This is a genomic window from Caballeronia sp. DA-9, from assembly GCF_051615025.1.
Classification (GTDB): Bacteria; Pseudomonadota; Gammaproteobacteria; order Burkholderiales; family Burkholderiaceae; genus Caballeronia; species Caballeronia sordidicola.
Map to the genome: position 1 here is coordinate 1,767,956 of NZ_CP195132.1, position 17,871 is coordinate 1,785,826.

The 17,871-nt window shown below is 59.5% G+C and carries 17 protein-coding genes; 6 read left to right on the forward strand and 11 right to left on the reverse strand.

Annotated elements, in window-relative coordinates:
- Positions 1-31: 31 nt before the first annotated feature.
- The 5 genes from folE to ACRWA7_RS14370 all read right to left on the reverse strand — a co-directional run bounded on the left by folE (position 32) and on the right by ACRWA7_RS14370 (position 5,414).
- Positions 32-691: a GTP cyclohydrolase I FolE gene (gene folE / locus ACRWA7_RS14350; protein WP_060818115.1), complete on the reverse strand. Its 660-nt coding sequence runs from the start codon at positions 689-691 to the stop codon at positions 32-34.
- A gap of 94 nt (positions 692-785) precedes the next feature.
- The gene (locus ACRWA7_RS14355; RefSeq protein WP_060818116.1) at positions 786-1,016 is read right to left on the reverse strand and encodes a hypothetical protein; all 231 of its coding nucleotides are present in this window, start codon (positions 1,014-1,016) and stop codon (positions 786-788) included.
- Between the two features lie 828 nt (positions 1,017-1,844).
- Positions 1,845-2,960: a succinylglutamate desuccinylase/aspartoacylase family protein gene (locus ACRWA7_RS14360; protein WP_060818117.1), complete on the reverse strand. Its 1,116-nt coding sequence runs from the start codon at positions 2,958-2,960 to the stop codon at positions 1,845-1,847.
- Between the two features lie 237 nt (positions 2,961-3,197).
- Positions 3,198-3,989 (reverse strand): ABC transporter substrate-binding protein, encoded by a 792-nt coding sequence (locus tag ACRWA7_RS14365; protein ID WP_060818118.1) that lies wholly within the window; start codon positions 3,987-3,989, stop codon positions 3,198-3,200.
- Positions 3,990-4,313: 324 nt separating this feature from the next.
- Positions 4,314-5,414 (reverse strand): TIGR03118 family protein, encoded by a 1,101-nt coding sequence (locus ACRWA7_RS14370; protein WP_438391567.1) that lies wholly within the window; start codon positions 5,412-5,414, stop codon positions 4,314-4,316.
- A 520-nt stretch (positions 5,415-5,934) separates the two neighbouring features.
- Here ACRWA7_RS14370 and ACRWA7_RS14375 point away from each other — a divergent pair.
- Positions 5,935-7,560, forward strand: coding sequence for a methyl-accepting chemotaxis protein (locus tag ACRWA7_RS14375; RefSeq protein WP_438391568.1), 1,626 nt, complete (start codon positions 5,935-5,937; stop codon positions 7,558-7,560).
- Between the two features lie 8 nt (positions 7,561-7,568).
- Here ACRWA7_RS14375 and ACRWA7_RS14380 read toward each other — a convergent pair whose 3' ends face one another.
- The 3 genes from ACRWA7_RS14380 to ACRWA7_RS14390 form a co-directional block, all read right to left on the reverse strand.
- Complete coding sequence (locus ACRWA7_RS14380) at positions 7,569-8,495, reverse strand: LysR family transcriptional regulator (RefSeq protein ID WP_438391569.1); 927 nt, start codon at positions 8,493-8,495, stop codon at positions 7,569-7,571.
- A gap of 58 nt (positions 8,496-8,553) precedes the next feature.
- Entirely contained in the window at positions 8,554-8,769 is a 216-nt protein-coding gene (locus ACRWA7_RS14385; protein WP_060818119.1) for a hypothetical protein, read from the reverse strand.
- 88 nt (positions 8,770-8,857) lie between these two features.
- Positions 8,858-10,357, reverse strand: coding sequence for an MDR family MFS transporter (locus ACRWA7_RS14390; protein WP_438391570.1), 1,500 nt, complete (start codon positions 10,355-10,357; stop codon positions 8,858-8,860).
- Between the two features lie 225 nt (positions 10,358-10,582).
- Here ACRWA7_RS14390 and ACRWA7_RS14395 point away from each other — a divergent pair, with 225 nt between their 5' ends.
- Positions 10,583-11,113, forward strand: a complete 531-nt coding sequence (locus tag ACRWA7_RS14395) for a TetR/AcrR family transcriptional regulator (RefSeq protein ID WP_438391571.1) — start codon at positions 10,583-10,585, stop codon at positions 11,111-11,113.
- Positions 11,114-11,238: 125 nt separating this feature from the next.
- Positions 11,239-11,442 carry a cold-shock protein gene (locus ACRWA7_RS14400; RefSeq protein WP_060818122.1) on the forward strand — a complete coding sequence of 68 codons (204 nt, stop codon included), beginning with the start codon at positions 11,239-11,241 and terminating at the stop codon, positions 11,440-11,442.
- 16 nt (positions 11,443-11,458) lie between these two features.
- On the opposite strand, the gene ACRWA7_RS14405 is transcribed toward ACRWA7_RS14400, so the two are convergent.
- From ACRWA7_RS14405 to ACRWA7_RS14415, 3 genes are all read right to left on the reverse strand, one after another.
- Positions 11,459-12,922: an amino acid permease gene (locus ACRWA7_RS14405; RefSeq protein WP_060818123.1), complete on the reverse strand. Its 1,464-nt coding sequence runs from the start codon at positions 12,920-12,922 to the stop codon at positions 11,459-11,461.
- Positions 12,923-13,250: 328 nt separating this feature from the next.
- Positions 13,251-14,369, reverse strand: a complete 1,119-nt coding sequence (locus tag ACRWA7_RS14410) for a 3-deoxy-7-phosphoheptulonate synthase (protein ID WP_438391572.1) — start codon at positions 14,367-14,369, stop codon at positions 13,251-13,253.
- A 263-nt stretch (positions 14,370-14,632) separates the two neighbouring features.
- The gene (locus ACRWA7_RS14415; protein WP_060818125.1) at positions 14,633-15,514 is read right to left on the reverse strand and encodes a manganese catalase family protein; all 882 of its coding nucleotides are present in this window, start codon (positions 15,512-15,514) and stop codon (positions 14,633-14,635) included.
- A gap of 363 nt (positions 15,515-15,877) precedes the next feature.
- Between ACRWA7_RS14415 and ACRWA7_RS14420 the strand changes: the two genes are divergently transcribed.
- From ACRWA7_RS14420 to ACRWA7_RS14430, 3 genes are read left to right on the forward strand one after another with little or no spacing between them, the layout of a single operon-like run.
- Positions 15,878-16,294 (forward strand): hypothetical protein, encoded by a 417-nt coding sequence (locus tag ACRWA7_RS14420; RefSeq protein ID WP_060818126.1) that lies wholly within the window; start codon positions 15,878-15,880, stop codon positions 16,292-16,294.
- 42 nt (positions 16,295-16,336) lie between these two features.
- Positions 16,337-17,341: an extracellular catalytic domain type 1 short-chain-length polyhydroxyalkanoate depolymerase gene (locus ACRWA7_RS14425; protein WP_438391573.1), complete on the forward strand. Its 1,005-nt coding sequence runs from the start codon at positions 16,337-16,339 to the stop codon at positions 17,339-17,341.
- 13 nt (positions 17,342-17,354) lie between these two features.
- A complete protein-coding gene (locus ACRWA7_RS14430; protein ID WP_060818128.1) occupies positions 17,355-17,849 on the forward strand; it encodes a nucleoside deaminase in 495 nt (164 codons plus the stop codon).
- Positions 17,850-17,871: the final 22 nt, after the last annotated feature.

Consider the following 17,871-nt stretch of genomic DNA (forward strand, 5'->3'; position numbering starts at 1 on the left):
GGTTTGGAGACCCGTTTTGCGCCTTGGGGCTTCAGGTATTCGATACGCTGAAGCCGCTCGAATGCCCGACGATCGAGAGAAATTCGCGACGCGTGGACGGGTCGTCACGGAAGGTGCCCAACATGCGCGATGTGACCATCGACGCACCTGCCTTATGCACGCCGCGCGTGGACATGCATTGATGCGTGGCTTCCAGGATCACGCCCACGCCTAGCGGTTGAAGGACTTCTTCTAGCGTATCGGCGATTTGTGCGGTCATCTTTTCCTGTATCTGCAGGCGTTTCGCGAATGCGTCCACGAGCCGCGCCAGCTTGGAGATGCCGACCACGCGCTCGCGTGGAAGATAGGCCACGTGTGCCCGGCCGATGATTGGCACCATGTGATGTTCGCAGTAGCTTTCGAAGCGAATGTCCTTGAGCACGATCATTTCGTCGTAGCCCTGCACTTCCGAGAACGTGCGCGCGAGGATATCTTTTGGATTTTGCGCGTAGCCCGCGAAGAACTCTTCGTAGGACCGGATCACGCGCGCGGGGGTATCGACGAGGCCTTCGCGGGAAGGGTTGTCGCCGGCCCAGCGGATCAGCACGCGAACGGCGGCTTCGGCTTCTTCGCGGCTCGGACGATCGGCGTGGCTGAGTTCATCAGCGTGGATGTCTGGGGACGCGTCGGGTTTGTTGCGCGTGGCGCTCATTGAAGGCTCCAGATGCTTGTAGCAAAGTCATGAAGCCGTCATTGTTCCACGTTTTTCCTTTGACAAGACCCCGGCGCAATGTCGGGTTCTCTTTTCAGGGTGTACCGGTTTTGCCGCCGCCGTCGATGCCTGAACCGGTTTGCCAGGTTCTTTTTCCTTCGTTCGATAGCTTGCCGGAACTGTTGTGCTGGTCGGGTTCGGTGCCTGGTTCGGCCATGGGGCCGCCGGGTTGCTCTTGAGCGCGCTGCTTTTCGCCCTTGCGCTGGGCGCGGCGTTCTTCCTGGGATCGGCCGGCGTAGTTTGTATTGGTCGGGTTTGCGGTCATGTCGGGACTCCTTTTGTGAGTGACAATGTGACGCGCGCAAGGGGCGTTCCAGCGGGAGCGGGGTGGGGTGGGTTTGTTTCGCGGAGCGTCTTGGGGTTGGGTGGTTTTATTGCTGAGCGCTCGTTGCTCGTTGTTCGTTATTTGGAGCAGATGGTGTTGGCCGGGAATCAATGCCGGGTTGCTGCTTTTTAGGGCTTCGCGCGTTTCGTTTTAGCCGATCTTTTTAGCACTGTTAGCCACTATCCGTGGCGGGACTTCATTTCTTTTTCCAACGGCGAAAAAGAAACGAAGCAAAGAAAACGCCTTCCAACCGCTAATTCTTAAGTGGACCAAGCGTGCAGTGATATCTGCTTGGGACTTCAAAAGAACCCTCGCCGCCATAACCACCAACACCTGAAACCCTTCCCCTCCATATCCCGACATCCACACGCTTCGCCACCAGCGCCCTCGGGCAAGCACACAACCCCACAGAACCAGTTCGGTCGAACACCCCGTCGCGCGCCGCGCTTTCCTGTTGAAGGCTACTTACACTGGTGGCGAAGCGTGTGGGTAACCGTGGACGGAGCGGGAGGGTTTCGACTGTGCGGGGTTATGCGCTGAGCGTTCTTTTGAAGTCCCAAGCAGATGTAATTGCACGCTTGCTCTCTTTAAGAATTAGCGGTTGGAAGGCGTTTTCTTTGCTTCGTTTCTTTTTCGCTATTGGAAAAAGAAATGAAGTCCCGCCACGGACAGTGGCTAATAGTGCTAGAAAGATCAACTAAGACAAACCGCGCGAAGATCTAAAAAGCAGGACCCATCTGCCCAAAAAACCTCCGCGCCAGCATCCCCCTACGCCGACAACAACGACCCCGTCCGAAACGCGGTAGCACTGGCAATCCGCGCCACCTCCATCCCGGCGGTCGTAAACCGCGCAATTTGTCGCGCATACAAAACACCACTGACCGTGCTGTAGAGCGTGGTCACGCTATCGCTCAACGGATCGACAACATCCGCCACGGCCTCGCCGGCATTCACCATAGCGCCCACGTTGGCGCGAAACACCAGCACGCCACTCGCCGGCGCCACAATCGGCTCAGCGCCGGCAAGCGGCGTAGCAGGATAAGACAGAACCGGCATGGCAGGCGCGGGCGCATCAATCACACCACGATGCATCAGGTAATTGATGATCCCCTGCGCGTCGGCATCGGCGAATTCATACGATACGTCGTGCTGGCTGCGCAATTCCACTGTCACCGAAATGCCGCCGTTCGGGATCGGAAAACGATCACCAAACTTCGCGCGCAAGTCCGACCAGCAAAAGCTGTGGATTTCATCGAAGGGATTGCCCACCGAATTCAACGCGAGCAGCGACGCCTTCGAGTCCAGATAACGCGCGAGCGGTTCGACTTCATCCCAGATGTCCGGATTGGTGTAAATGTGCAGCGCGGCGTCGAGATCACAATGCAGGTCGAGCACGACATCGGCGTCATACGATAGCTTTTGCAGTGCAAGACGCTGCGATTCGAGTTCGGTCTGCGGATGTTGCTCGTCAAGCGCGGCGCGCATCGCCTCGCGTACGGCAAGCTTGTTCTCCTGAATATCGCCCGAAAGCCGGCCTTCAATACGCGATGCAATCAGCGCACCCAGATCATGGAAATTGCGGTTGAAGTTATGGCCGCTATTGAGCTCGAACCGGCCAAGCAAGGTGCCATGCATGTTCTGGTTCAGCCCGATAGGATTCGGCACCGGCACGATCACCACTTCGCCGCGCAGCTTGCCCGCGGCTTCCAGTTCGGCGAGTTGACGGCGCAAGCGCCACGCCACCAGCATGCCCGGCAGTTCGTCGGCGTGCAGCGAGGACTGAATGTAGATTTTCTCGCCGCCGCCCGCGCCATAGTGAAAGCTCAGGATATTGCGGGTGGTGCCAAGCGATGGCGAAATCAGAGTGTGCGTTTTGGTTTGCATGGTGGTCGGACGCGCAAGGCGCTTTTAAGGCTTTGCGCTTCGATGAGTGGTGTCGGCATGTTCAGGAGAGCGGGGCGACGCGCAAGCCAAGGCTGTGCAACTCGGCATCGCCTGCTCCAGACGTTCGATCTTAGCCGAAAAAAGACGGGTTGCCGCATGCGGCGCATATGTGCCGCTAAAACAAAACGGGCTCCGCAGTGTTGCGGAGCCCGTTTTTACACGCTGCTCAGGTATCGATCAGCCGCCGTACACGTCGAAATCGAAGTATTTCTTTTCGAGCTTCTTGTACGTGCCGTCCTTGATGATCGCGGCGATCGCCTTGTCGATCTGCGCCTTCAGGTCGGTGTCTTCCTTGCGCAGGCCAATACCCGCGCCATTGCCAAGAATCTTTTCGTCGACCAGATCCTTGCCGACAAAGTCATAACCCGCACCGCGCGGGGTCTTGAGGAAGCCCACATCGGCTTGCACCGCGTCCTGCAGCGCTGCGTCAAGGCGGCCGGCCAGCAAGTCGGCGTACACGCCGTCCTGGTTCTGGTACGGCGTAACCGTTACGCCCTTCGACGCCCAGTAGGTCTTGGCGTAGGTTTCCTGGATGGTGCCTTGTTCCACGCCAACGGTCTTGCCCTTCAGGCCTTCAGGCGTCGGCAGGATGCCGCTGCCCTTCTTGGCGATCAGGCGCGTCGGGGTGTTGAAAAGCTTGCTCGAGAACGCGATTTGTTCCGCGCGCTGCGGCGTCATGGACATAGACGAGAGCACGCCGTCGAACTTCTTGGCCTTCAAAGCCGGAATCATGCCGTCGAAATCGTTTTCCACCCATACGCACTTCGCCTTCAGGCGCGCACAGATTTCATTGCCGAGATCGATATCGAAACCAACCAGCTTGCCATCCGGACCTTTCGATTCGAAAGGGGCGTAGCTGGCGTCGACGCCGAAACGGATGGTCGAGTAATCCTTCGCATTGGCGGTGACGGAGGTGATCGATGTGACGGCAAGCAGAGAGATCGTCAAAGCCGCGAGCAGTTTTTTCACTGTTTTTACTCCAAAGGTGGTCGGTACATCCCAGACAGATGGTGCCCGGGTTTGTCCGGCGCGAAGTCTCTCGCCGGACGGCTTACATTCCGCGGATTGTGCCCGCAATAGAATCGCAGCAGATTACCAAGCCAAAAAAATCTGGGAGTTAGTGAAAGCCCCGATAGTAAATCTCAAGAGCGTTGATTGGCGGGCTTGTTCAGCCTGTGCGGATAAATTGGTGCTTATTTGTGCGGTGCGATTTTCGCGAAGTTTCACACACACGTCCGCACGCCCGCCGCCACGGGTCAGGTAGCGGCGGGCGCTTCTCTCTATATCACCTGCTTACTGCGCATCGATACGGCCATAAATGCCGGTCGTCGGGCTCGGACCTGCAGCGAAGAACAGCGTGTTGGTCGGCTGGCTCGCGGCGTTATTGCCGAACGACATGCCCCAGATGCCGGTTTGCTTGATCGGCGTGCCGTCTGCCTGCGTCAACGCGCCAATGAACGCGCCGGTCGTCGGATTGAACGCATTGATGGTGCCGTCGCCAAAGTTGCCGACCAGCAGGTCGTTGCTGGCCGCGCCGAAGTTGGCGGGCGCCATCGCGATACCCCACGGCGAGTTCAGCGCGCCGCCCGAGGCAATGCGCTTGATGAACCGGCCATCGGTATCGAAGGTATCGATCACGCCGTTGCCTGCGCCGTTGACCTGCTTGCGGCCATCCGTGCCTTGCTTCGCGTACGTCACAGTGACTGTCGTGCCCGTCACGTTGATGCCGAACGGCGCAAAGCCCGCAGGCAACGCCGGGTCCTGGAAGCTGCCGGCGAGCTGGACCTTGGCGAAGTTCTTGTCGAAGACATCGACCTTGTTGTTGTGGAAGTCGGTCGCGTACAGGAAATTACCCGTCGCGTTCTTGCCGATCGCGAGACCCTTGTAGACCGCGGCGCCAGCGGCGTCGTCGAAAGCGATGACGGCCGTGGTCGGCAACACCTTGGGCGACCAGCCAGCGATCGTGCCGGCTTCCGTCGCCCACAAGAACAGCGCGTTGCTCGTGTTGCCGCTGGCGCTGATCTGGAAGTCGGTGGTCGTGTTGAATACGATGCCCGTCGGACCGCCTGGGCGTCCGTTTGCCGCCGGCGGAATCGTCACGACCAGCGACTGCGGAACGCCATTGCCGTCATACAGCGTGGACTTGCTCGTGGTGTTGTCCGACACCCACATCACACCGGTCGGATTGAACGCGATGCCCCAGCCGTTTTGCAGGTTGGCGTCGGCGTGCGCCGCGGGCGTGCTGCCGTCGGATACGAGCAGCGTGGTCTTGAACGGCGCCGTCAGCGTGGTGCTGTTGTTGTTCGAATTTGAATCGCTGCCGCCACATGCCGCCAGCGTCGCAACGGTGAGTCCCAGCATCATGGACAAGGCAAGCTTTTGCTTCAGTTTCATTGGAATTTTCCTCTCGCGGTATGAGTGGTGTTCGCCGGCTTGCTTCATCGTCTTGAAGCGCGGCCAACCGACGACATGGATTCGCCGGAGATGAGCGACCGCTGCCTCCGCAGCGGCTTGCCTGTCTCCTTCAAGCGTCCGAACGTCTCACTCTGAACGCGCGTATAAAACTATTTATTCCAAAATATTTCCGTGGAAACAGGGCAGAAATTTTTCTTAGCGATTCCTAACTAAACAGCGATCTTGTCAGCATTGAGAGGCGCTTTAACAGCCAGCGCCGCGGGGTTATTCCATGCGCCCAAAAATAGTTTTCGGCCTGCTTTTTATTTCCTGGGCGATGGAATAAATCGGCGCTCAAATACGTTAGCGGGGGAAGGGCTTCAAAGGTCGTGCATCGCTTCAATCCAGCGGGTGAAAAAAGCCTCAAGTTTTTAAAACAAGGCCCGTAAACACACGTGAGGCATGGCCCGTGACAGCGCGTCACGAGTCTGCACGGTCACAACTCAACGAGAAAAACGACATGACTATCGTTCGACGGCTGGTGTTGACGCTCGGGGTAGCGTTACTGGCTCTGGCGTTCGTGGGCGGCTACGGGCTTTCGCAGCTTCACGGGTCTTATCAGCGCATAGAAGGACTGGAGACGCATACGATCCCGGGTTTGAAATCCATATCGATGACGCTCGATGACGTCGCCGACATGCGTCTGAATGTGTATCGCTATGTGGTGGACGGCATCGATGACGTGAGCCGCAGCGAGATCCAGGGTGAAATCGCCGATGCGGACAAGCGCTTCGACGCACACGTGGCCGAGTATCAATCGCGCGGAATATCCGACGCTCGCGATCAGCAAATGCTGAACGCGGACAGGGCGAACATCAACGCATACCGGACTGCGCGCACCGCGTTCTTCGACAAGGTCAGAGGCGGCGATAAAGATGGCGCGCTCGCCATGCTGCACGACGGCGGCGCGGTGCATACAGCGGCGGTTGCGCTCAATGGCGGCTTGCATGCGCACCTGAACTACAACATCGAACGAGGACAGACAATACGCGACGAGAACGCTGCGGCCTACAAGACAGCGTTTGGCCTGATGCTCGCGATCGTGATTGGCGCGCTGGTGGTGACGGGCTTGTTCGGCAGCCAGCTTTACCGGTTGATCAGCCACGGACTTGGCCGCTTGCAAGGAACGCTGCAGCGCATCAGCACGTCGCTGGATCTCTCGCAGCAGGCGAAGGTGGATCGCATGGACGAGATCGGACACACGGCGGCCGCGCTGAACAGTTTGCTCGAGCGCATGGCCGGCGTTGTCAGCGAAGTGAGAGTGTCGAGCGATGCGGTCGGCGTTGCATCGAAGCAGATTGCCGCGGGCAACATCGATTTGTCGGCCCGCACCGAACAACAAGCGGCTTCCTTGCAGGAAACCGCCGCAAGCCTCGATGAACTGACGGCCACGGTACAGGGCAACGCCGACAGCGCGAAGCAGGCAAGCGCGCTGGCGGTGAGCACCACGCGCATCTCGGACGAAGGTAACGTCGCCGTGGAGCGCATGGTCGGCACCATGAGCGAGATTGCGTCGAGTTCCGCGCAGATCGCCGAGATCACCACGCTGATTGAAGGCATTGCATTCCAGACGAATATCCTCGCGCTCAATGCCGCAGTTGAAGCGGCGCGGGCGGGCGAGCAGGGACGCGGTTTCGCGGTGGTGGCCTCCGAAGTGCGCAGCCTCGCGCAACGATCATCGGTCGCGGCGAAGGAGATCAAGGATCTGATCGAGCGCTCGGTTGCAACGATTCATTCGGGTTCGTTGCAGGCTGAAGAGGTTGGGCGTTCGACGGCCGAGGTGCAGCGCGCGATCAAGCGCGTGGCTGAGATCGTCGGCGAGATTGCGGCGGCGTCCGACGAACAGGGCCACGGGATCGAGCAGGTGAATCAGGCGATCGGCCAGATCGACGAAGCCACGCAGCAGAACGCGGCGCTGGTCGAAGAAGCGGCGGCCGCGGCGCAGTCGCTCGATGAACAGGCGATACGCCTGAGCGGGACCGTTTCGGTGTTTACGGTGAACGCAGGCAGGTCAACGGGCGGCGACCGACTCATGATTCGGCCCGTTCAGGCGCTTGAGGATGGCGTCGTTCTGCAAGCTTATTGAGGGCGCGCCTACACGTGATCTCCGAGCGGCGCTCCGGTCATCGACACAAGAAAATCAAAGAACGCGCGCACTTTCGCGGGCAGATGATGGCGCGACGGATACGCCGCATAAAGCGGAAAGGTTTCGTCGGCCCAATCGGGAAAGAGGTCGACCAGCCGGCCGCTGGCAAGCAACTGCTCGACACCGAGCGCCAGCACCTGGGCAATCCCGTGACCTGCAAGACACACGCCGTGCATGGTGCCGACGTCGTTTACGCATAGACGCCCGCGCGCCTTGATGACGACCTTGTTCTTGCCGCGATGAAACTCCCACGGAAACGGCCGGCCCGTTTCCGGATCGCGAAAATTGATGCATGCATGCGGCTCGCGTTCGAGATCAGCAGGCGCGAGAGGCCGGCCATGTTTCCTGATATACGCGGGCGACGCCACCGTGATGATCCGCGTATCCAGCAGTTTGCGCGCAATCAAGGTCGACTCGCGCGGTTCGCCGAACCGGACGGCGAGATCGAAACCGTCTGCGATCATATCGCCGAGCTGGTCTCGCGTGATCAGGTCTAGCTGGAGTTCAGGATACTTCTCGACAAACGCACCAAGCCGCGGCCCTAGAACCAGGCGCGAAAAAAACGGATCGACATTCACACGCAAGCGTCCGCGCACAGCGTTCGCGCCACGCGACGCCGATGCCGCCGCTTCTTCAAGCCCGCTGAGCAACGGCACGACCTGCTCGTAGAAACGGCGGCCTTCGTCGGTGAGTGTCACGGAGCGCGTGGTCCGCTCGAAGAGCCTGATGCCGAGCCGCGCTTCGAGCCGCGCAACGGATCGGCTGACGCCGGATTGCGACATGTCGAGCGCTTCGCCCGCCGCGGCGAAACTGCCGCTGTTGACGATTGCGCTCAAGACGCCCATGCCGTTCAGTATTTTTTCATCGAAGCTCATGAGCATGCTTTCCCGTCATCGATGGCGTGGAATGCGGAGGTACGCATCCCTCATCAGTTCACGGCTGGGAGTACGTGCCCTTGGCGCTGGACGCGGTATTGCGCGTCTTGCGTGGCTTTTTGTGCTTGGGCGCGGACGAGCGGTGCGTTGCATTTCCCCCGCCTGACATCGACGATTGTCCTTCGCCAAAATGATAAGTCTCGGCGAACGCTTCGCCTGAAATGACGGCGAAGGCGCTAAGCGTCGAGACAACGATCATGTGCTTGAGCTTCATGTGGCAGGCATTCCTCTATTGAAAGTGCGTCAGCTTAAACCAAATGAATTCGGATCGAAGGAAAGCCGGCCCACTCAAGGCATTGCCATTATTTCCGCAGCGGCTTGTCCTGCATGAACCACGACAGTGCAAACGCCAGCAGCACAACGGCGCTCGCCACCAGAAACACAACGTGCATGGATCCTGCAAACGCGTTGAGATAAATATCGCGGGCCATTGCGGGCAACTGCTGGACCATCGCTGGCCGCATTGAACCGGGCATTTCCATTCCGGCCGGAAGTGCATCGGCGAGCCGCGTTTGCAGGCCGTTCGAGAAAATCGCGCCAAACGTGGCGACGCCGACAGACCCGCCGATCGACCGGAACAGCGTGGCGCCAGATGTCGCCACCCCAATATGCTTGAACGGCACTGCGTTCTGCACCGCCAGGACAAGAACCTGCATGACCATGCCAAGCCCGAGTCCGAGCAGCAGCATATACAGGTACATGGTGTGAAGCGGCGTAGCCAGTTCGAGCCGCGACAGGAGGAACATGGCAAGCGCCACGAGCGCCGTGCCGCAGACCGGAAACCAGCGGTACTTGCCAATCCTGCTGATCACCCGCCCGCTGATGATGGAAGTTGAAAGCACGCCGGCCATCATGGGCAGGATCTGAAGGCCGGCTTGCGACGGTGTCGATCCCTTCGCCACCTGAAGGTAAAGCGGCAGGAAAGTGGTCGCGCCAAACAGCGAGAAGCCCACGATAAAACCAATCAGTCCACTCAATACAAAAGTACGCTCCTTGAAGAGGCCAAGCGGCATAATTGGTTCTTCGGCGAGACGTTCTTCATGAATGAACCCGCCGAGCGTGATGATTCCGAGCGCCAGCGTGAACCAGAGTTGCGGCGAACTCCAGGGCAGCAAAGTCCCGCCCTGACTGGTGAAAAGGATGATACAAGTGAGCGATGTAGCCAGAAAGGCCGCGCCCATGTAATCGATTTTATGCTTCACATGCGCCACATGCGGCTTGAACACCAGCCCGATCACGATCAGCGCCACAACGCCCAGCGGCACGTTGATATAGAAGATCCAGCGCCATGAAAGATGCTCGACGATAAACCCGCCCAGCAGCGGCCCGATTACCGTAGCCACGCCGAACACGCCGCCGAACAAGCCCTGATAACGGCCGCGTTCCGCAGGCGGAATCACATCGGCAATGGCTGCCATTGTCACGACCATCAGGCCGCCGCCGCCAAGCCCCTGCAACGCGCGCAGGACGATCAGCTGGGTCATGTCCTGCGCCATGCCGCACAGGATGGAACCCGCCAGAAAGATCAGGATCGACGCCTGGATCACGATCTTGCGGCCGAACAGATCGCCGAACTTGCCGTACAGCGGGACCACGATAGTGGAACTCAGCAGATACGAGGTCACCACCCACGACAGGCTTTCAAGTCCTCCAAGCTCGCCCACGATAGTCGGAAGCGCCGTCGACACAATGGTCTGGTCGAGTGCGCCGAGCAGCATGACAAGCAGCAGCGCCGTGAAAAGCAGCCGGATGGGTGGCCGCTCAGCAGCGGGAAGCGCAACAGTGGGTTGCATGGTTTCCATTCGAGTGCCTGAATTAATTAACATTTAAGTTAATATTAGGCGACGTCTTTCCTTGGGTCAATTGCGACGATGACTAAAAATGTTACCGAAACTCCTCGAAGTAATATCTCCGCCGACGCCGACAAGCCTGTGCGCCGGCGCGGCCGGCCAACTGGCGTGCACCATGGTGAACCGCGCGCGCTGCTACTTGATGTCGCATTGTTACTGTTCGCGCGACGCGGAATCATGGAAACCACGCTCGGTGCAATCGCGCGGGAGGCGGGCGTCACACCTGCGATGGTCCATTACTATTTCAAGACCCGTGAACAATTGTTGGACGTACTTATCGACGAGCGTTTCGTGCCGCTGCGTGCGAGGCTCGGCTCGGCGTTTGCCGACTCGAATGCCGAACCGGCAGAAGCGCTGCGTGCTTTTGTGGAAGGACTCGTGGCAGTGGCGGAACAAAATCCATGGTTCGCGACGCTGTGGATCCGGGAGGTGATCAGCGAAGGCGGTTTGCTGCGCCAGCGCATAGCCGAGCGCTTCGGTGACGCAAACCAGAAGGCGTCGATCGAGCGTATTGAACAGTGGCAGAAGGAGGGCAAGCTTAACCCGCACCTGGAGCCGTCGCTCTTGTTCGTTTCATTGTTCGGGCTCACCTTGTTGCCTCTCGCCGCGAACTACAAGTGGGCCGAGGAGCGCGGCTGGAAGCCCAGGCGCGATAATGTCTCGCCGCATGCCGTCGCATTGCTGATGCAAGGTATTGGACCTGTCTGAACCCGGTCGATGCGCGCAACGATCAGACAAGCACTGGCAAAATTTCGCCGGTTGAACCGCATTCGTACGCAACCGCGCGAGCATTGCGTGCTACCGTTCCTCCTTTTTGCAGCCAGGAGACGGCCATGCCGACCGGACGAGTGAAGTGGTTTAGCGACGCAAAGGGTTTTGGGTTCATTACGCCGGACGATGGCAGCGAAGAGTTGTTCGCGCATTTCTCGGAGATCAAGACTGAAGGGTTCAAGACGCTGCTGGAGAACCAGAAGGTCAGCTTCGACATTGGCCAGGGTCCGAAGGGCAAGCAGGCATCGAATATCCTGCCTGCCTGAGCGTTTCGGTGCGGCGTTATTGAACGTGGGTTTCGGGATGGCGTAGCCGCGAATGATTGCGTCCGTAAGAAACATAGATTACGAGTCCAATCACCAGCCAGACGACAAGACGCATCCACGTGACGAGCGGCAAGCCTGTCATGAGCAACACGCAGAACAGGATTCCGAGGATCGGCACGACAGGCACGCCCGGCACGCGAAATGGCCGGCTCGCGTCCGAGTCGCTGCGCCGCAGGTAGATCACCGCGCCGCACACTAGTACGAACGCGAACAGCGTCCCGATGCTTACCATCTCGCCGAGCACGCTGATCGGCGTAAAGGCCGCGACAACGGCAACGGCCGCGCCAATCATGGTCTGGCTCAGGTACGGCGTCTTCAATCGCGGATGAACCTGCGCGAAGAGCCCGGGCAACAAGCCGTCTTGCGACATGGTGAAAAAGATGCGGCTCTGGCCATACAGCAGCACGAGGATCACGGTCGTCAAGCCTGTCAGCGCGCCTATCTTGATGAGAATGGAGAACCACGTGAGTCCGATTACGTCGACGCCCTTGGCGATTGGATCGGGCACGTTCAGTTCGCCATAAGGTACGAGCCCCGTCAACACGCCGGCTACCGCGATATACAGGATCGTGCAGATGATGAGCGATCCGAGAATGCCAATAGGCATGTCGCGTTGCGGCTTGCGTGCCTCCTGCGCAGCGGTGGAAACCGCATCGAAACCGATGAACGCGAAGAACACCACCGCCGAGCCGCGGAGGATTCCGCTCATGCCGAAATTGCCGAACTCGCCGGTATTGGGCGGAATGAACGGATGCCAGTTCGCCGGATGCACAAAGAACACGCCCAGCGCGAGGAACGCCACCACCACGATCAACTTGACGGCGACCATCACGTTATTGAGCCGTGCCGACTCCTTGGTGCCCATGACCAGCATCAGCGTGAGCGCGGCAACAATGAACACGGCCGGCAAATTGACCATGCCCGAGACCGACGTGCCATCGGCGAGTTTCACCATCGTTCCGGGCGCGGCGGCAAAGCGCGGCGGTATGGTTAAGCCGACGTTATGCAGCAAGCTCACGATATAACCCGACCATCCGACCGCGACGGTGGCGGCGCCCATCGCGTATTCGAGTATCAGGTCCCAGCCGATGATCCATGCGAACACCTCGCCCAGCGTGGCGTACGTATAGGTATAGCTGCTGCCGCAGACGGGCAGCATGGCCGCGAGTTCCGAGTAGCACAGCCCGACGAACGCACACGCAATACCGCCAAGTACGAACGACAGAATAATGCTTGGTCCTGCGAACTGAGCGGCGGCCGTGCCGGTGAGCACGAAGATTCCAGCGCCGATGATCGCGCCTATGCCCATTGCCGTGATACTGAGCGCGCCTAACGTTTTTGCCAGTGGACGTTCGCCGCCGTCAGCACTCTTGACGATATCCTCGACGGATTTGCGCGCCATGTAACTGGTATCGGCCATCGGTGTCGCCTCGCTTACGTTGTTGGATACGAACTCAACCGGCCGGGCCGGTCGATCTGCACACCACTACGAAACATGCTTGATGCAAGACGGCTCGCCGTTCCTGGCGATTGTCCAGGAGCGGTGAATTGACGATGTGACGAGTCTATGCGGCCCAGTCTATGCCGAATGAATTTGCTTGTGAAGTCGCGGATATGCCCGTGTTTTCACGACGCGTCGCGCGAAATACGTAGCAAAGGTTCGAGAAGGAGAGGCACCCGGAACCGGTGCGCAGCCTCTTGTGCTGCGGTATGCAATGCGCCGGAGGTCACTTCGGCGCATCGAACAATCAGTGCTTGCGACGTTCACGCACCGCAGCAGCCAGACCATGCAGGACGGGTTCGGTCTGCGTCCACGCAAGACATGCGTCGGTGATGGAAACGCCACGGCGCAATGGTACGCCCGGCTTCAGATCCTGCCGTCCTTCTTCCAAATGGCTTTCGATCATCACGCCAATAATCCGCTTGTCGCCATCGGTCAATTGCCGTGCAATGTCCTCGCTCACATCAACCTGGCGCAGATGCGACTTGCCCGAATTCGCATGCGAGCAATCGATCATCACCTGCTCGCGCAAGCCCACGTCTTTCAACGCGGCGCATGCCGCAGCCACGCTTTCGCGATCGTAGTTCGGGCCTTTCTTGCCGCCGCGCAGGATGACGTGCGCGTCCGCGTTGCCGCGCGTTTCGAAGATGGCGGCCATGCCCATCTTGGTCATGCCCATGAACGCATGGCTTGCTGCTGCCGCCACGATTGCGTCCGCCGCGATCTGCACGCCGCCGTCGGTCCCGTTCTTGAATCCGATCGGGCAGCTCAGGCCCGACGCGAGTTGTCGATGACTCTGGCTCTCCGTCGTACGCGCGCCGATAGCGCCCCACGCGATCAGATCCGCGATGTATTGCGGGCTGAGCAGATCGAGGAATTCCGTGCCGGTGGGCAGGCCCATGTTGCCGATATCGAGCAGCAACTGGCGCGCACGGCGCAGGCCTTCGTTGATGCGGAATGTGCCGTCGAGCAGCGGGTCGTTGATATATCCCTTCCAGCCCACGGTTGTACGCGGCTTTTCGAAATAGACGCGCATGACGATCAGCAGATCGTCGCGCAACGCGTCGGCGGTCGTTTTCAGGTGGCGTGCGTATTCGATCGCCTGATCGTGATCGTGGATCGAACACGGACCAACCACGATGACCAGACGGTCGTCGCGGCCTTGCAGGATATTGGCGATCTCGACACGGCTTTGTTCAACCAGTGCCTGCACGGCTGGCGTGACGGGCAAGTCGTCCTGTAGCAGGGCAGGCGAGATCAGCGGACGTACAGCGCCGATGCGGACGTCGTCGATGCGTGTTGTGTCCTGGGTCGCGTCGGCACGGCCGGCTTCCTGATCGTGGAATGGGTTGTCGAGGCGGCTCATTGAGGTTCTCCGAAGCTGGGCATAGCCTGGAATTATCGCATTTGTCCCGGGCTATTTGCGCCAAGCGCGCACGCGTGTTCGGCGACGGCGCATTTTCGGTATGCGTAATACTAAACCCTGTTGCCGGGAGAGAGCCTTGCGGGTTGTGAAATGGCGGATGGATATCGTGTTCTTAGCTAAAACAGACGTCGCAGAGAATTCGCGTGTCACGCAGCAGATGTTCAGAGGCCCTTCCAGCTAGCGCTGGAAGGGCCTCTTCCTGCTTAAAGCACCTTCGCCTGTCCCGCCCCGAGATCCGCACCGGTCGTCGGATCCGAATTCAGATCCGACGCAGTGCGCGAGGCCATGGCCTGCAACACGTCGACTTCTTCCGCCGATACACCCACGGTCGCCAATCCATCACCGCCATCGACTGCCGGCTGCGGATCTTCGACGAACTTCCAGTCGCCGCCTTCATTCCACGGTCCGCGCAAAGCCGGCTCCGTGCCTTGTGACATGTTGTAGTACACGCTTGTAAATTCCGGATTGCCCGGCAACTTTCCTTGCGGAAAATTTGGCTGGATGGAATGCAGCGCCTTCTCGAACGATTTCTGATGCGCGATTTCCCGCGTCATCAGAAAGCCGAGCGTGTCCTGGATGCCCGGGTCGTCGGTGAGATTGATCAGGCGTTCGTAGACAATCTTCGCCCGCGCTTCAGCCGCAATATTCGAGCGAAGATCGGCCGTCGGCTCACCAATCGTATCTATATAGGCAGCCGTCCATGGCACGCCCGCCGAACTCGTCAGCGCCGGGCCGCCGCCATAAAGCAGGGACGTGATGTGCGAATCGTTGCCGTTCGCCGTCAGCGACCGGTACAACTCCGCTTCTTCTTCCACACCTTCGGCAAGGCGGCCTTTTGCGCCCTTGTTCAGCATGGCCACGATCGAGCCGATGATCTCGAGATGGCTCAACTCTTCAGTGGCGATATCGAATAGAAGGTCCTTGCGCGCCGGATCATCCTCACTGACTGCTTGCGTGAAGTAGCGGCACGCGGCCGCGAGTTCGCCTTGTGCACCACCGAACTGCTCGAGCATCAGATTCGCGAGGCCTGGATTTGGCGCTGCGACGCGAACGGTGTATTGGAGGCGTTTGTTATGTACGAACATGGGTAAATCTCCTTAGCAAAGGGTCGAGGCTTCGCATCGCGTTTTCGAAAGGCGTGCGCACGCCCGCGAATCGTCGCGATGAAAAAACCAGATTGGACATGTTGGTTGCTCCGGACGGCAACGCACTATTGAACGCGTTACACCCAGCCAAGGGCGCCCGGATCTCAAAGCATTTGCAATGCTTTGGCGACTTGCGGCGACTTCGCCGCGAAGAAAAATGGGACTACGAGGTTCACTTCAGCATTGGCTGTTCCCGGGACGGTGTATCTGCCTGTTTACGTTAAAAAAGCCGAAAAAATTTGACGCGGTGCAAAAACCAGCCTATAACCATCTACATGGATGGTATTTGGATGGATTTAGGTAATGCAAAAACTTGAAGTGGTTCGGCCAAAAGGCGGCGAGACCGAGAAGATCACGATCAATCTGGGTCCCATCGACCTGGGGCAGATCGATTTGCTGGTCGAAGAAGGGTTTTACTCAAACCGCACAGACCTGATTCGGACTGCGATCCGTAATCAGTTGGCGACCCACGCGCAAGTGGTGAACGAAACGGTCACGCGCCGCGCACTGGTGCTCGGCATGCAGCACTTTTCAAAGCGCGATCTGGAAGCTGCGCGTGACGCGGGCGAGCGCTTCGATATCCAGGTGCTGGGTCTCGCCAGCATTGCTTCCGATGTCACGCCGGAACTTGCGCTGGAGACGATCGCATCGATTGTCGTGCTCGGGGCGTTCCACGCTTCGCCCGCGGTGAAAGCGGCGCTGGCCGGCCGGATCGCTTGAGCGCCCTACACACCGCTCTTCTTTCTATAACTGGACAAGATGATGAAACTCGATGAAGGATTTCTGCACTCGATGCAGGACACAATGAAGCTGCTGCGCACGCACGGTCCACAAGAAGCGACCGCGGCGCTGCAACGCGCGCTGAAAGGACAGGTCCCGCAAGCGCCCACGGCGGATGTATCGCCAGTTAAGCCGGCGCAGGCACCCGGTACGTTCAGCACGCACTCCTATGCGAACGCGGCAGGTCAGCGTACCTACAAGCTGTACGTGCCGCAAAAGTACAACGGCCAGCCAGTGCCGCTTGTCGTGATGCTTCATGGCTGCACGCAAGATGCCGACGACTTCGCCGCGGGCACGCAAATGAACGCATTGGCCGAGCGCGAGGGCTGCATCGTTGTGTATCCGGTGCAGCCGCAGCAGGCGAACACGTCGAAGTGCTGGAACTGGTTCAAGCCGGCGGATCAGCGGCGTGATGCCGGAGAGCCGTCGCTGATCGCGGGCATTACGCGCGACGTGATGGCGAAGCACACCGTCGATCCGGCGCGTGTATTCGTAGCGGGTTTATCGGCAGGCGGCGCGATGGCTGCGATCATGATTCGCGCCTATCCCGAACTCTACGCGGCAGCCTGTGTGCACTCCGGCCTCGCGGCGGGTTCCGCGCACGATCTGCCGTCGGCGCTTGCGGCCATGCGCGGCGGCAAGACAGCGCGCGCCCGGAATACGGAAACGCCGAAGCGGCCGCTGATCGTGTTTCACGGCGACGCCGATAAAACCGTGCATCCATCGAACGCTGCCGAGTTATTGCGTGCGTACGGCGGGCAAGCCGTCGTATTCGATGAAGCCACGCGCGACGAAACCGGCAAGCGAAAGAGCACGGTAGAGCGGGTCAAATCGGCGGACGGCGTGGATGCCGAACTGTGGCTTATCCACGGCGCGCCGCACGCGTGGGCGGGAGGAAGCGCGCGAGGCTCCTACACCGACGCAGGCGGCCCCGACGCAAGCGCGGTCATGATGCGCTTTTTCCTCGATCATCCGATGCGCGGCTGAAGGAAACAAGGTCATGAACAACGACGCGAACGAACGCGACATGGCGTTGCTGCGGGAAGTGATCGCGCTTTCAGAAAAGTCGAGGCACGAAGGAAGGCATCCGTTCGCCGCGCTTATAGCCGATGAACACGGCCATGTTGTCGCGCGAGCCGGGAACAATTCAATGCCGCCGCTGGGCGATCCCACGCAGCACGCCGAGTTGCGCGTGGCAGCGCAGGCGGCGAAGGACTTTTCGCCGGAGCAGTTGCTCAAATGCACGCTCTACACGAACGCCGAACCATGCTGCATGTGTTCGGGCGCGATCTATTGGTGCAGTATCGGCCGCGTTGTGTACGCGATGTCGGAGCGGCGTCTGCTTGAAATTACCGGCGATCATCCCGAGAATCCGACGTTCTCGCTGCCGTGCCGGGAAGTATTTGCGCGCGGACAGCGGAAGGTGACTGTAGTCGGGCCGTTGATCGAGGATGAGGCGGCCGTGGTGCATGAGGGATTCTGGGAACGGGAATGATGCACATGACGTTACCCTGCCA

Excerpts from the sequence above, each read along its gene's own strand:
- folE (WP_060818115.1), bottom strand. The coding sequence starts at position 691 with ATGAGCGCCACGCGCAACAAACCCGACGCGTCCCCAGACATCCACGCT.
- ACRWA7_RS14355 (WP_060818116.1), bottom strand. The coding sequence starts at position 1,016 with ATGACCGCAAACCCGACCAATACAAACTACGCCGGCCGATCCCAGGAA.
- ACRWA7_RS14360 (WP_060818117.1), bottom strand. The coding sequence starts at position 2,960 with ATGCAAACCAAAACGCACACTCTGATTTCGCCATCGCTTGGCACCACC.
- ACRWA7_RS14370 (WP_438391567.1), bottom strand. The coding sequence starts at position 5,414 with ATGAAACTGAAGCAAAAGCTTGCCTTGTCCATGATGCTGGGACTCACC.
- ACRWA7_RS14375 (WP_438391568.1), top strand. The coding sequence starts at position 5,935 with ATGACTATCGTTCGACGGCTGGTGTTGACGCTCGGGGTAGCGTTACTG.
- ACRWA7_RS14380 (WP_438391569.1), bottom strand. The coding sequence starts at position 8,495 with ATGAGCTTCGATGAAAAAATACTGAACGGCATGGGCGTCTTGAGCGCA.
- ACRWA7_RS14385 (WP_060818119.1), bottom strand. The coding sequence starts at position 8,769 with ATGAAGCTCAAGCACATGATCGTTGTCTCGACGCTTAGCGCCTTCGCC.
- ACRWA7_RS14390 (WP_438391570.1), bottom strand. The coding sequence starts at position 10,357 with ATGGAAACCATGCAACCCACTGTTGCGCTTCCCGCTGCTGAGCGGCCA.
- ACRWA7_RS14395 (WP_438391571.1), top strand. The coding sequence starts at position 10,583 with ATGGAAACCACGCTCGGTGCAATCGCGCGGGAGGCGGGCGTCACACCT.
- ACRWA7_RS14400 (WP_060818122.1), top strand. The coding sequence starts at position 11,239 with ATGCCGACCGGACGAGTGAAGTGGTTTAGCGACGCAAAGGGTTTTGGG.
- ACRWA7_RS14405 (WP_060818123.1), bottom strand. The coding sequence starts at position 12,922 with ATGGCCGATACCAGTTACATGGCGCGCAAATCCGTCGAGGATATCGTC.
- ACRWA7_RS14410 (WP_438391572.1), bottom strand. The coding sequence starts at position 14,369 with ATGAGCCGCCTCGACAACCCATTCCACGATCAGGAAGCCGGCCGTGCC.
- ACRWA7_RS14415 (WP_060818125.1), bottom strand. The coding sequence starts at position 15,514 with ATGTTCGTACATAACAAACGCCTCCAATACACCGTTCGCGTCGCAGCG.
- ACRWA7_RS14420 (WP_060818126.1), top strand. The coding sequence starts at position 15,878 with ATGCAAAAACTTGAAGTGGTTCGGCCAAAAGGCGGCGAGACCGAGAAG.
- ACRWA7_RS14425 (WP_438391573.1), top strand. The coding sequence starts at position 16,337 with ATGAAACTCGATGAAGGATTTCTGCACTCGATGCAGGACACAATGAAG.
- ACRWA7_RS14430 (WP_060818128.1), top strand. The coding sequence starts at position 17,355 with ATGAACAACGACGCGAACGAACGCGACATGGCGTTGCTGCGGGAAGTG.